General features: G+C 30.2%; 11 protein-coding genes. 4 read left to right on the top strand and 7 right to left on the bottom strand.

Going from position 1 to position 13,918, the window contains the following annotated elements; translation table 11 throughout:
• Nucleotides 1-12 precede the first annotated feature (12 nt).
• Together E2O22_RS01095 and E2O22_RS08135 are read left to right on the top strand one after the other, a co-directional pair.
• On the top strand, nucleotides 13-1,401 hold the full coding sequence (locus tag E2O22_RS01095; RefSeq protein ID WP_243705618.1) for a putative toxin: 1,389 nt from the start codon (nucleotides 13-15) through the stop codon (nucleotides 1,399-1,401).
• A gap of 10 nt (nucleotides 1,402-1,411) precedes the next feature.
• A complete protein-coding gene (locus E2O22_RS08135) occupies nucleotides 1,412-4,324 on the top strand; it encodes a BspA family leucine-rich repeat surface protein (protein ID WP_133318843.1) in 2,913 nt (970 codons plus the stop codon).
• Nucleotides 4,325-4,559: 235 nt separating this feature from the next.
• Here E2O22_RS08135 and dnaE read toward each other — a convergent pair whose 3' ends face one another.
• Nucleotides 4,560-8,153: a DNA polymerase III subunit alpha gene (dnaE, locus tag E2O22_RS01085; protein ID WP_133318842.1), complete on the bottom strand. Its 3,594-nt coding sequence runs from the start codon at nucleotides 8,151-8,153 to the stop codon at nucleotides 4,560-4,562.
• Nucleotides 8,154-8,256: 103 nt separating this feature from the next.
• Between dnaE and E2O22_RS08105 the strand changes: the two genes are divergently transcribed.
• The gene (locus E2O22_RS08105) at nucleotides 8,257-8,496 is read left to right on the top strand and encodes a SelT/SelW/SelH family (seleno)protein (RefSeq protein ID WP_257396702.1); all 240 of its coding nucleotides are present in this window, start codon (nucleotides 8,257-8,259) and stop codon (nucleotides 8,494-8,496) included.
• Nucleotides 8,497-8,519: 23 nt separating this feature from the next.
• Here the strand turns inward: E2O22_RS08105 and E2O22_RS01075 are convergent, their stop codons facing one another.
• From E2O22_RS01075 to E2O22_RS01060, 4 genes are read right to left on the bottom strand one after another with little or no spacing between them, the layout of a single operon-like run.
• Nucleotides 8,520-9,086 carry a DJ-1 family glyoxalase III gene (locus E2O22_RS01075; protein ID WP_133318841.1) on the bottom strand — a complete coding sequence of 189 codons (567 nt, stop codon included), beginning with the start codon at nucleotides 9,084-9,086 and terminating at the stop codon, nucleotides 8,520-8,522.
• Between the two features lie 11 nt (nucleotides 9,087-9,097).
• A complete protein-coding gene (locus E2O22_RS01070; protein WP_087699946.1) occupies nucleotides 9,098-9,970 on the bottom strand; it encodes an N-carbamoylputrescine amidohydrolase in 873 nt (290 codons plus the stop codon).
• Nucleotides 9,939-10,853 carry a cation diffusion facilitator family transporter gene (locus tag E2O22_RS01065; RefSeq protein ID WP_012661604.1) on the bottom strand — a complete coding sequence of 305 codons (915 nt, stop codon included), beginning with the start codon at nucleotides 10,851-10,853 and terminating at the stop codon, nucleotides 9,939-9,941. The genes E2O22_RS01070 and E2O22_RS01065 overlap by 32 nt, the downstream gene beginning before the upstream one ends.
• Nucleotides 10,850-11,827 (bottom strand): agmatine deiminase family protein, encoded by a 978-nt coding sequence (locus E2O22_RS01060; protein ID WP_133318840.1) that lies wholly within the window; start codon nucleotides 11,825-11,827, stop codon nucleotides 10,850-10,852. The genes E2O22_RS01065 and E2O22_RS01060 overlap by 4 nt, the downstream gene beginning before the upstream one ends.
• A 190-nt stretch (nucleotides 11,828-12,017) precedes the next feature.
• Between E2O22_RS01060 and E2O22_RS01055 the strand changes: the two genes are divergently transcribed.
• Nucleotides 12,018-13,013 (top strand): c-type cytochrome, encoded by a 996-nt coding sequence (locus E2O22_RS01055; protein WP_133318839.1) that lies wholly within the window; start codon nucleotides 12,018-12,020, stop codon nucleotides 13,011-13,013.
• Nucleotides 13,014-13,036: 23 nt separating this feature from the next.
• Here the strand turns inward: E2O22_RS01055 and E2O22_RS01050 are convergent, their stop codons facing one another.
• Nucleotides 13,037-13,318, bottom strand: a complete 282-nt coding sequence (locus tag E2O22_RS01050; RefSeq protein WP_133318838.1) for a hypothetical protein — start codon at nucleotides 13,316-13,318, stop codon at nucleotides 13,037-13,039.
• Nucleotides 13,318-13,917: an MBL fold metallo-hydrolase gene (locus E2O22_RS01045; RefSeq protein WP_133318837.1), complete on the bottom strand. Its 600-nt coding sequence runs from the start codon at nucleotides 13,915-13,917 to the stop codon at nucleotides 13,318-13,320. Before E2O22_RS01045 ends, E2O22_RS01050 begins: the two co-directional genes overlap by 1 nt.
• Between the last annotated feature and the right edge of the window lies 1 nt (nucleotide 13,918).

The raw sequence follows: 13,918 nt of genomic DNA, 5'->3' as shown, positions 1-13,918 counted from the left end.
AAGGATTTTTCATTGAAATTTAATGATGTGAAATTTAAAATCAAAGAATTTGAAAGTGTGGATATCATCAGTGGTTATTCTCTTGCCTTTTATTTGCCTAAAGAAGAGCATATGATAGGAGAAGAAAACAAGAATAAAAACCAAAAAACAAAAAAAGATGAATATCGCATCAATAAAAGTAATTCTTTAGAATATATACAAAAAATCAATGAAGAAAAAGAAATTGAAAAACTTAAACTTCAAAGCAATGAAAAAATCAATGAAGAATTTGATAAATTAAAAGATGATGCTTTACCTGCTAAAGAATATAAAAGAAAAAATTATGAATACGATGTATTTTATGATGTTTATACAAGTAAGGATAATATAAACAAGTGCATAAAAAAAATCCCGATAGAAAATGGTGTGGCAATAGTAACAAAAGATTTTTTAGAGGAATTTTATGAAAATTCTGTTAAGGGTCGGTATAATTGTAAATGGTGTCTTATACCCAGACTAATCCGCAATGAAGGAGAATCTAGTTTTGATCCTGTGCCTATTTTAAATAGTAGCTTTGTCATTTCAGAATTAAGCAATATCAAACAAAAAACCCTTACTTTTCAAAGAAAAATAGCCAATGTGGAACATCCAAGTCATTTTGCTTTACAAAGCCCTAAGGAATTTAAAAGTATGCTTGAAAATGAGCAAAGCTTTGCTTCTTATGGTGGTAAAGAAAAACAAATAGAAGAGCTTTTAAAAAGCGCACAACATAAGCTTGAAACCATTAAAAAAGCAGATGGAATTTCTAAAAAAACTAAGGAAGATTTAGAGAAAAAGCAAAGAAAAGAAGTTGAAAAATGCAAAAAATTAAAAAATAGCAAGAAAAAAATTTCACCCAAACTCATAGGAGATACGGGAGAATATGTCACTTCTTTACTTTTTGGGAAAAGATCCACACGCTATTTAAGCAATCAAAGAAAACTAGATACTAATTTTAATACTAAAGGTTTCAATCACACCATACCTGATTTTTTAGTAACGCTAAATGATTACCCTACTTTAGTAGAGGTTAAAAATGTTCAAGATCAAGCTTTAACAGAACAAATAAGCTTTGAGTTAAAACTTGCTAGAGAATATGAGCTTGATTATTTATTTTTATGCAATCATTACACAAAATTAATAGATAATATAACTAATCTAGAGATATTTAATAAAGACAATAAAAACCATAAAGGATCAAGAAGTGGTTTTATCTACCACAGACATGCTCACAGAAGCATAAAGACAATATTTAAAGAAATATATCTACACCATATCAAAGGAGTAGCACCTAATAAAATAGTAATAAAAAGATTAAATTTAAATGACCCTGTTCATATAGAAGAAGAATTAAACAAAAACAAACAAATACAAAAAAACTAAAGGAAAAACAATGAAAACATTAGAAGATATCATAGCTATGAGTTTTGAAGAAAAAATGCAAATTCAAAAACAGTTATTTGATTTTATTAGTAATAATGACTTGGAAAATGTTAAAAATCTTTTAAAAGATTATCCCATAAAAGAAAGCTTTTATGAGGCACATTTTACATACCATCATAATAATGAAGATTATGAGCTATCTTTATTTGATCCAGCAGCAAGCTTATTAAGGGCCGCATTTGCTTGTGAAGAAAATAATAATGATTTTTCTATTTTAGATTATTTATTTGATGAGTATGGTTTAAGTTTAAAAGATCCTAAATATAATTTTGCTTTTCCCGACATGAAACATATCAAAGAAGCTAATGAAAAATACATCTTAATGAAAGAAGTAGAAGGCGAGCCTAATATTTATAAAAACGCTCTAATCTACGCATATATACTAGGCACTAAAAACCCAAATTCTCAAATCATACAATATCTAGTCAATCGTGGAGCTAAATTTGAAGTGCATAATGAAGGATTTTCCGGTAGAACTCCTATGCATTTTTGGGTTATGCAAAATAATTATGAATTATTAGAACTAGCTATTAAAGGAGGGGCTAATGTAGATATGCAAACCCGACTTATTCAAGAGAGTGAATACAATGAAACTCTTTTATTTGAAGCTGTAAGCGAACCTGAAACTTATAAGGTTACAAAGCTTTTAATTGAACTAGGAGCTAATGTGAATTTTGTCACCCCAAGAACTCCTTTAGATAATGCAAGAGGATCTAGAAATAAAAAGCTTTTAAAAGATGCGGGAGCAATGACTTCAGAGCAAATTAGAAAAAAATATAATTTACCAGCATATGATTCTTCTCATTGTGAAATTAATGGAAAAACTGACTTTGATTTATTGGGTAAATATCGTGATGAATGCTCCAAACTTTTAAACGATGCCATAAAAAAAGCCAAGGAGAATGGAGAAAAAAAAGATGTAAATAAAGTTTCAACACAAGAAACTACAATAATTTTAGGAAAAACTCCTAAAGAGCTTATAGATGCTGTGCAAAATTTTAAAGTTTTAAAAGCTTTAAATTTATTACAAAATGACGCTATTAAAAGCATCAACAAAGACATTTTAAAAATATGTGATGATGCTATAAATGAGTTAATCGATAAAGTTGTAGTAGATTCTAACAAAGGTAAAAATATAGGAGATGGTATTTATATAGAATTTAGTGAATTTATTTGCATTGATTATAATGATGATGGTTATAAAGATTATAGCGGGTGTGTAAGGAAAGAACTCAAAAAAAGTAGTCTTTATGAGCTAAAAAAGATTTTAGAAGATATTATAAAGGGTAAAAGCATAGAATCTGCTTTGCACAGTTGTGCTTTTTATGATAAAAAAGGTAAATTTAAACCAAAACATCCAAATCTTTGCTATATTCCATTTAATCTTTTTGAATTAAAAATATTAGTAGAGATGGAATTTATATCTTTAGGGCAAATTGATTTAAGTTACATAAAAGACCTAAATCAACTTTTTGCTAGTTATTCTATGGAAATCATTCATTTGCATACAAATAGGAAAGATTTTAGCGGGATAGAGTCTTGGGATGTGAGCCAAATCAAATACATGAATGGACTTTTTAAAGGATTAAAAGATTTTAATGCAAACTTAAGCAAGTGGAAAGTTACAAATGTAAAAGATTTTGAAGATATGTTTTGTGATTGTGAGTCTTTTAAAAGTGATTTATCTAAATGGAAACCAAAAAAAGCTGAAAATATCAATTCTATGTTTCATGGAGCAAAATCTTTTGACTGCGATTTAAGCGAATGGAATCTACCAAGCGAATTAGTAGAACAATCAAACAATATATTTAGCGACTGCCCTTTGCAAAACAATCCACCTTCATGGTATAAAGCAGTATTTGATATGGATAATCCAAGCTATGAATTATTATGCAAACTTGTTAAGGCGCGTGATTATAAACAAGCTAAAATTATTTTAGAAAAGATACTTCCTTTACAAAATGAACAGTATCAACATATCACTCAGCTTTGTTTTTATGTACCGAAAGGGACAGTAAGCAATGCAATGCCAGATGAGGATTTTTTTAGTACTCTTGTAAAAAATGCAAAATCTCAAGGCTTTCATATTCCTATTAGTGATAAAGTGATGCATACTTGTTTGCGTTTTGATAAACTAGAATATGCTAAATTTCTTAGAACATTAGGCTATAAAGTAGTAATTACTGAAGAAAATAATTTTGGTTTATTTGTTGCATTAAAACATAAATTGAGCACAGAAAACAAAAATATTTTAGAATTTATCTTGGATAATCTTGATAGCAAAATCGATACTGCATTTTTTGAAAATATTAGACTTGACAAAACGCCTAATAGAAGATTTTGCGATGCAGATGATGAAACACTTGATTTTTTCTTTCAAGAATTAATAAAGCGTTACCCTAAAGAGATGCTTGATGAAAAACTACTAGTTATGTTTGTGCATAGCGATCTTATTTATTTACTTTTTAAACATGGATTAAAAATAGATTTAAAAAATATACCATATGATCTAAATATAGTAGGAAGGTATTACTTAGCGCCGATTCAGAAAATGCTCGCTTATGAAGCAAAGGGAAGAGTATCAAGATTTTTACAGCTTTTAAGACATAATTTATTGCGTGCAGATTCTATTATAGAATATCATACTGGAGTAAAAGCCCCTGCGTTGCTTATTTTTTTAGATAATTTTAAGGATAGATTAGACCTTGATGGTAAAGAATACCCAATAAAAGACATTTTAATAGAATTTGCAAGTCATAATGTAGATATACAAAAGCTTGGAACTTTTTATGATAAAGATTTTTATGAAATTTTAAAATTAAGCGAATATAAACAAGAAATATTGAAAATTTTTAAAAAATAAATATATATTATATTTGACAAACAAAAATGGTTTTTTATATATATTTTAGTTATCTTAAAAATTCTGTCTTACTAAAAAAATAATTAAATTTTTAACTAAAAAATATATAAAAACCTTTTTTGAGACATTTTATAGGATAACCTTGTGATTTTTTAAAATGGCATTGAATTTTATCAACTTAAATTTGCATATATAAAATCTCATATAAAATTCAAACCTATTTTTATTTAAATACTTAAGTTTTACATTTTTGAGCTATCACATCCATAGCTTCTTGCGAGAGAACAAAATTTGTATGATAAAGCAAGCAGCTACCCATATCAAGTACTTTTAACACAAGCTTTTTGTTATTAGCATCTTTTGGATTATGTCTTGTATTAGCTAGATCATAAATTTCATACACCATATCTTTACTAAGCTTATTAATGTCAAGTTCTATGATATTTTCTTCAAATTTCATAGGATCTTGTGTAAATTCTTCTTTGTTTTCTTTTTTTACAAAGCTTTTTTTCTTACTAAAAGATTTTAGCTCATTTTCTTTTGCTTCTTCTAGTGTATAAATTTCATTTAAACTAAAGCTTAAGTCATTGTCATTGTTTTTATATCTTAGCAAAAAGGCAAAGGCTTCATCTTTGCTTTCTTTAAAAAGTGTTTCAACTTTTTCTACTTGAGTTTCAAAAATAATCATATCAAAAGAAGAATAAAAGTCTAAAACCACAGCCTTAGCATATCTTTTACCACTTTTACTCATCATTGATTTAAAATCTTCAATCTTTCCTACAACCAAAAGTTCACCCTCGCCTTTGAGTGTTTCAAAATCCATACTTTTAAAATATTCTATACCTTCTATTTGACTTGCAAATTTATCTAAAGGATGACCTGATACATAAATTCCTAAGATTTCTTTTTCATAGCCTAGTTTTTCTATTAACTCAAATTCTACTTTGCTATCGTGAAGCCCTACTTTGATATCTGCTGCTATTTCTTCTTCTCCAAAAAGAGAAGCAGTAGAATTTCTTTTAACTTCAGCTATTTTTCTACTTGTTTCTGAAATAAGCTCAAGATTATCCACCAAGCATTTTCTAGTATAGCCAAACTCATCAAATGCACCTGATTTAGCTAAATTTTCTATAGTTTTTTTATTAATCTTAGTAGGATCAATAGAGCTTATAAAATCATCAAAATCACTAAAGCCCTCTTCCTTGCGAATAGTCATGATATTTTCTATCGCAGGAATTCCCACACTCTTAATCGCTCCAAGCCCATAAATAATAGCTTCAGAACCATCTTCAAGCTTAGTTGCACTAAATTCTCTTTGAGCTTTATTGATATTTGGCGGCAAAAGCTTGATATTCATTCTTTTCATCTCTTCAATGTATTTTGCGACCTTATCCACATTGCTTTCTTCACTTGTTAAAAGCGCAGCCATAAATTCACTTGGATAATAAGTTTTTAAATACGCTGTTTGAAAGGTTATAAGTGCATAGGCAGCCGAGTGAGATTTATTAAAACCATATTCAGCAAATTTCAAAATAAGCTCAAACAAATCATCAGCCTTTTTCTCATCATAGCCTTGTTTTTTAGCTCCTTCTAAATACTCTGCTTTAAGATTGTCCAAAATTTCTCTTTTTTTCTTACCCATAGCACGACGCACATTATCAGCTCCACCCAAAGAAAAACCACCAATTTTTTGCACTATTTGCATAACCTGCTCTTGATAAACTATAACCCCATAAGTATTTTCAAGTATAGGCTTTAAATCATCAAATGCATAAGTAGCAGCCTTTCTACCATGTTTAATATCGATAAAATCATCCACCATCCCACTATCAAGTGGTCCTGGTCTATATAAAGCTAAAACCGCGATTAAATCTTCAAATCTTTCAGGCTTTAACCTAGCATTCAAACTTTGCATACCGCCTGATTCTATTTGGAAAATACCCAAGGTATTACCACTTTGTATGGTTTTATAAACCTTAGGATCATTCATATCAATCTTTTCCCAAATTACATCTTTACCATAACGCTTTTTCACTAGCTTAATTGCATTATCAATTACTGTAAGGGTTTTTAAACCCAAAAAGTCAAATTTAATTAAATCCACATCTTCAAGATATTCTTTAGAATACTGGGTTACCAAATGGCGCTCATCGTTTTTGCTTTGTCTAAAAAGCGGAGCTTTATTCCACAAAGCTTCATTAGATATCACAACTCCGGCCGCGTGCATACCTGCATTTCTATTTAAACCCTCTAGTGCCTTAGCAAAATCCCAAACTTGGCGCCCCTTTGGATGAGAATTTACAAATTCAGCTATTTTTGGTTCTTGCTCATAGGCTTTTTCTAAAGTAATTTTTAGCTCTTCAGGAACTAATTTTGCCAAAGCATCTGCATCAGGTATGCTCATATCACAAACCCTAGCTACATCACGGATTACCCCCTTTGCTAAAAGCTTACCAAAGGTAATGACTTGTGCAACCTTTTCAGCTCCATATTTATCGATCACATAATCAATCACTTCCCCTCTTCTATCTTGACAAAAATCCACATCAATATCGGGCATTGATACACGCTCAGGATTTAAAAATCTCTCAAAAAGAAGATTATAAGGTATAGGATCTAAATCTGTAATTTTCAAACAATACGAAACTAAACTCCCCGCTGCACTCCCACGCCCTGGGCCAACTGGTATATCTTTTTCCTTAGCTGCGGCGATAAAATCATGAACGATTAACATATAACCTGAAAATTTCATATTTTTAATAATACTAATTTCTAAATCAAGCCTATCTTTATACTCTTGGTGCTTACTCTCATCGATAAATTGAAGTCTTTCTTCCAAGCCTTTTTTACAAAGATACTCAAAAACTATATCATCATTATCAAAGCTAAATTCTTGATCTTCTTGTGCTAGATTTAAACTATATTTTTTTGCATATTCACGGGTAAATTTAAAATTTGGTGGGGTTGGATCGCCTAGTTTTAATTCTAAATTGCATTTATTAGCTATTTCTTGAGTATTTTCAATGGCTTCAGGAATATCAGCAAAAAGCTCGCTCATTTGCTCTGGCGTTTTTACATAAAACTCATGCACCTCATGTCTTAAACGCCCTGGATCATCAAGCTTAACCCCCATGGCTATACACATAAATACTTCATGAGCAGCCGCTCTTTCTTTAAAAGTGTAATGCGTATCATTAGTTGCAATAATTTTTATATCAAGCTCTTTAGCAAGTTTGATGATAGAATCATCAATAAATTTTTGATCATCAATACCATGACGCATAATTTCAAGGTAAAAATCATCTCCAAAAACCTTTTTATACCATAAAGCTGCTTCTTTTGCACCCTCATAACCCTTTGCGCCAAATTTTATATTTCTTTCATTCTTGGTATTTAAATGCCAATTAACCTCACCTTGCAAACACGCAGAAGAGCAAATCAAACCCTCACTATGAGTCTCTAAAAGCTTTTTATTAATCCTTGGGTAATAATACAAGCCATGTATATAACTTTGCGAGCTCAAATACATCAAATTTTTATAACCAATTTCATTTTTAGCAAATAAACAAAGATGAAAACGCTGTCTTGAACTTTTATCACTTAAATCATCGTGATTATGTAAATATGCTTCAAGCCCTATAATAGGCTTAATTCCTTCAGCTCTCATTGTTTTATAAAAATCAATAGCACCAAACATATTTCCATGATCAGTCATAGCAACACTTGTTGCACCTTGTGCTTTTAGCGTTTTAGCTAGCTCTTTGAGTTTATTTGCTCCATCAAGTAAAGAATATTCTGTATGTAAATGCAAATGTGTAAATTGGCTCATATTTTTCCTTGTATTTTTTTATTATTATAAAAAAAAACCTTAAATTTAAAACTTACAAGCATAAAAAATGTATAATAGCTTACTTTCAAAAAAGGAGTAAAAAATGGAAGTAAAAATTTATTATTGTAATCTTTGAAATTACAAACCACAAGCTGCAAGGGTTGCAGAAGAAATACAAAATGAATTCAAAGATGCACAAATTTCTACCATAGAAAAAGGTGGCGGTCATTTTATAGTAGAAGTAGATGGTAAAATCATTTACTCTAAAAAAGACTTGTTTAATTGTGAAGTAGATAGATTTCCTCATGAGGGTGAAATTACCAAGCTTATGAAACAAATGTAAGCTAAACCCTCATCAGCGAGGGTTTATTTTGTTAAAGGAACAAGCATACCTTCATAAAGTTTTTGATAAATTTCTTCTGAGCATAAATGTTTAGCAAGCTCTAAACCAAATAAAATAGCCGTAGCAGGCCCAGCTGCTGTGATGACATTTTCATTTACTACAACTGCTTTATTTACTCTTATACCTTCAATACCCACTTCACAACCAGGATAGCAAGAAAACTCACCATTAATCACCCCTGCTTTTGCCAATACCATAGGTGAAGCACAAATAGCAGCTACGATTTTTTTCTTAGCATGTAAATCTTGTATGATTTTTATGATAAGTGAATTGTTTTTTAAATTCATCATACCTTCAAATCCACCTGCCAAAGCGATTGCATCTAAATTTTCTTGATCAACACTAGCCAAACTCACATCAGCCCTTATGCAAATTCCATTAGCTCCTTGTACTAAAAGCTCATCATCTAGTGAAGCAATAATAACTTCTAAATTTCCACTAGCCTCCCCTGCTCTTTTTAAAACATCAGCTATACCTATAAATTCAGCCTCTTCAAAACCTTTTGCCAAAGGCACTAAAACTTTTTTCATTTTTCCTCCTTTTAGTCGATAAATCTTTTATTTAATTCATGAAAATATTCTATGCGTCTATCGCGTAGAAATGGCCACCATCTACGCACATTTTCACATCTTTGCATATCAATTTCAACGATTTTACAAAGCTCTTGTTTATCATCAGCCCTAAAAAGCTCTTCACCTTGAGCCCCAAAAACAAAAGAATTCCCCCAAAATCTTATACCTTCTTCCACACCGCTTTCATCTTTTTCAAAACCCACTCTATTAATAGCTACTACAGGTAAGCCATTAGCTATAGCATGACCTCTTTGAACGCCTATCCAAGCTTCAAGCTGTCTTTGTTTTTCTTCTTTTTCATCCTTATCAAACCAACCTATAGCAGTAGGATAAATTAAAATTTGAGCTCCCTTTAAAGCCATTAACCTAGCAGCTTCAGGATACCATTGATCCCAGCATATTAAAACACCAAGCTTTCCAACACTTGTTTGTATAGGCTCAAAACCCAAATCACCTGGAGTAAAATAAAATTTTTCATAAAAACAAGGATCATCAGGAATATGCATTTTACGGTATTTGCCTGCTATGGAACCATCTTTTTCAAATACCACACTAGTATTATGATAAAGCCCTGCACTTCTTTTTTCAAATAAAGAAGTTACCAAAACAACTTTATTTTCCCTAGCTACATTAGACCAAAATTTAACATCCTCTTCATAGTCATTTGCCAAATCAAAAAAGTTTGTATTTTCACTTTGACAAAAATACTGCGTTTGATGAAGCTCTTGCAAACACACAAGCTCAGCCTTTTCTTTTGCTGCTTGTTTAATAAGTTCGCATGTTTTTTCTATAGTTTTTTCTTTATTTTGTTTAAATTCTTGCTGAATGAGCGCTAATTTCATTTTTACTCCTTTCTTCTTCTGAATCATCATAAGGATCTAAATGTATATGGATATTCCAAAAATCATCTTTAAAATGTTCTCTTATGCTATCTTCAATCTCATCACCAATCTCATGAGCTTTTAAAAGTGATATTGTAGGTTCAAAAACTAAATGCACACTAACATAAAGCATATCAGGACTTTTTCTAGTTTTTAAATGATGAAAACTTTTGACTTCTTTATTTGCACTTATGATTTGTTTAATCACTTCAACTTGTTCTTTATCAATAGCTACATCTAATAAAATTTTAGAACTTTCCTTAATGATTTTAAAAGCTGAAAAAATCGTATATAAACTTATAGCTATGCCAAATAATCCATCAATAAAATGATAATTTGTAAAAGCTATAATCACAAGTGCTAAAAGCGTTAAAGCATTAGTCAAAAAGTCTATTTTATAGTGTAAGCTATCAGCTTTTATAATCAAGCTTTTTGTTTTCTTAGCAACATAATTTAAAAAAACCACCAAACACAAAGTCACAGCCATAGCAAAAGCCATGACAAAAATTCCAAGATCAAGTTTTTCTACACTTTCTTGATTGTGAATTTTCAAAACACTCTCATAAAAAATATAAACCCCAATCCCACTAATAACAAGACCTTCAAAAAGCCCCATTAAAGCTTCAATTTTACTAAGGCCAAAATTATATTCCTTGCTAGAGCCTTGAGAGCTTTTTTTCAAAGCTAAAAAATTTAAACCCGAAATCACACAATCAAGCAAAGAATCAATCGCGCTAGAAAGTACTGCAACAGAACCTGAAGCTAATCCTACTGCAAATTTTATAATAGCTAAAAAAATAGCACATACACTTGCAATGATAGTTGCGCTTTTTTGTAAATTCATCTTTGACCTTCATAGCGGTTTTGACAAGAGCAATGCAAAGAACCATTTTGTCTTAAAAACACCCTTGCATCAACCCCTACTACTTTTCTATCTTTGCATGCTTTTTGTAAATTTTCTAATACCAAAGCATCATTTTCATCATTATAAGTTGGCACTATCAAACCACCATTAACAAAAACAAAATTTGCATAAGTAGCACCAAGCCTTTTACCTTCAAAATACAAAGGCTTAGGTAAAGGAAGCTCTAATAAATCAAATCCTGTTTTTTTCAGCTCATCTTCCATAGCCTTTAAAGGTGCGTAATGCTCATCATTTTCATCTTTACACACACAATAAGCAATGGTTTTTTCATTGATAAATCTTGCTAGAGTATCTATATGATGATCAGTATCATCGCCTTTTATATAACCATGATTTAACCATATAATTTGATTTAAGCCAAAAATTTCTTTTAACTTAGCTTCAATTTGCTCTTTATTTAAATGTGAATTTCTATTTTCATTTAACAAACAAGCACTCGTTGTAAGCATTACTCCTTGCCCGTTAAAATCAATACTCCCACCTTCTAAAATAAAATCAATTTTTTCTAATTTTCCAGATAATTTTTGTGCAAAAAGCTTTGAATTTACCGCATTATCTAAAGTGCTTTGAAATTTATCACCCCAAGCATTAAAAATAAAATCAAGCCCTATAATTTTATCATCTTCACGCACATCAATTGCACCAAAATCTCTAATCCAAGTATCATTAGTATCACATTTAAAAAAATCTACATTTTTTATATGTTTAAATCTTTGAAAATCTTTTTCACTTGGAACAATAAGTAAAACTTTTTGAAAATTTGCCACAGCTTTAATAAATTCCTCATAGCTTTGCATAATTTCTTCTAAATAAGGACTCCAATCGCTATTTTTATGGGGTAATGAAAGTAAAAGTAGTTCCTGTTTTTCCCATTCTGCTATGCTTTTTCTCATTGATAATTTCCTTTGATAAAATGTATAAAAAGGTAACATTAATTACATATTCTAAAAAATATTAATAATATCATTTTTATCTTTAAAAACGGCATAGTAGTATTTAAAGATACTTTTACATTAAAAATATTTAATATTTTTTTAAATTTCAAGTTATAAGATGAAAATAAGACAAGTTCAAGGAGGTAAAATGAAAAAAATTGTATATTCTGTCTTATCTTTATCTTTTTTAATGAGTTCTGCTTTTGCCATTGATCAAGCAAAACTTCAAGCGAAAAAGCAAACAGGTATCCATTTACAAAGTGCACAATGGAAAGTCCCAAATACTATAGAAAATGGTATTATCATTGAAGATAAGCTTCCAAATTCACCTTATACTCAAGCAGTCATTTTGGGTAATAAAATTTTAAATTACACCACAAGCTATATAGGACCTCAAGCAAAAAATCCTAAAAATCGTTATGCAGGTAACAATCTTTCTTGCTCAAGCTGTCATGCTAATGCTGGAACTATAAAAAATCAATCAGGTTTTGTAGGAATTTATGCACGCTTTCCACAATATAATGCAAGAGCGGATAAAATAATCACTCTAGAAGATAGAATTAATGGCTGTATGGAAAGATCCATGAATGGCAAAAGGCTTCCAAACAACTCTCCTCAAATGAAAGCCATACTTGCTTATATGCATTATATTTCTCAAGGTATAGAAGTAGGAGCAAAAACACAAGGACAAGGATTACCTAAAATATCCTTTTTAAAAAGAGCAGCAGATCCTAAAAAAGGTAAAGAAATTTATCAAAATAAGTGCGTAGCCTGCCATGGAGAAAATGGAGAGGGGATAAAAAGTAATGATCCTAGTATGAGTTATTACATATATCCTGCTTTATGGGGAAATGATAGTTACAACACAGGTGCTGGCATGTATAGACTTATCAAAGCTGCAAGTTATATCAAAGCAAATATGCCAAAAGATGATGCAACCTTAACTCTAGAACAAGCTTATGATGTGGCAGCTTATATTAATTCTCAACCAAGACCTATTAAAAAGAATAAAAATAAAGACTTTCCAGATCGTGATGTAAAACCTGCAGATATGGATGTAAAACCTTATGCTAAACATGATAAATTTAGTATAGAGCAACATCGTTATGGTCCTTTTGAACCTTTATATATTAATACAAAATAATTTTTAAGAATAGCTAATTCTAGCTATTCTTTTTTTAAAACCCAAGCAAAATACCATATCGCAAAAGATAAAAGCAAAATCATAAAAAGCTTTTTATCATACACTCCAAAACCAATATAAAGCACAGAATACATAAAACCAAAACTTCCTGCATAAATGCAAATTCTACTCATTAAACCATTTTCTACTGCTCTAAAACATGGACATTTGTGAAAAAATTTCTTTTTTGTTTCTTTGGGTTTAAAAAAACTCAAAATCGCACTTAAAATCAGTAAAAAACTTAAAAAATATAAAACCTTATCCATTAATGAAAATACCTTAACCAAGCAGGAATTGCACTTTGCTCTTCTCTTAAAGAACTTTCTTCTCCATGCCCTGGAAAAAGCTTAAAATCTTTTTCATAAGCTAAAATTTTAAGCAAACTCTCTTTCATCTTAGTTGCATCTGAGTAAGGAAAATCCCACCTACCAATACTACGATAAAATAAAAAATCCCCACTAAAAAGCACATCTTTGCCCACAAGTTCTATCATACAACACCCTGGAGTATGCCCTGGGAAATGATGAAATTTAAACTTAAACTCATCTATACTAAATTCATTTTCATTTTCTATCAATACATCAGCACTTGAATACTCAAAACCATAATTAAAAGGATCTTTTAGCATAAAAGCATCATCTTTATGGATAAAAATTGGAATTTCATAAGCCATTTTAACTTTAGCATTATCATAAACATGATCATAATGACCATGGGTATTTAAAATAGCTAAAGGTTTGCTTGTATTTTCTTTGATAAACTTATAAGCATTTTCTCCCGGATCGATGATAATTTGCTTGTTATTATGATCTATAATATAACAATTTGTTTCATACATTCCACATGGTTGTTTCAAAATACGCATA

The sequence above is a fragment of the Campylobacter lari genome (assembly GCF_004357905.1).
Lineage (GTDB): Bacteria > Campylobacterota > Campylobacteria > Campylobacterales > Campylobacteraceae > Campylobacter_D > Campylobacter_D lari_D.
Note: the sequence above shows the minus strand (reverse complement) of the source record. Positions and strands in the feature narration are given on the sequence as shown.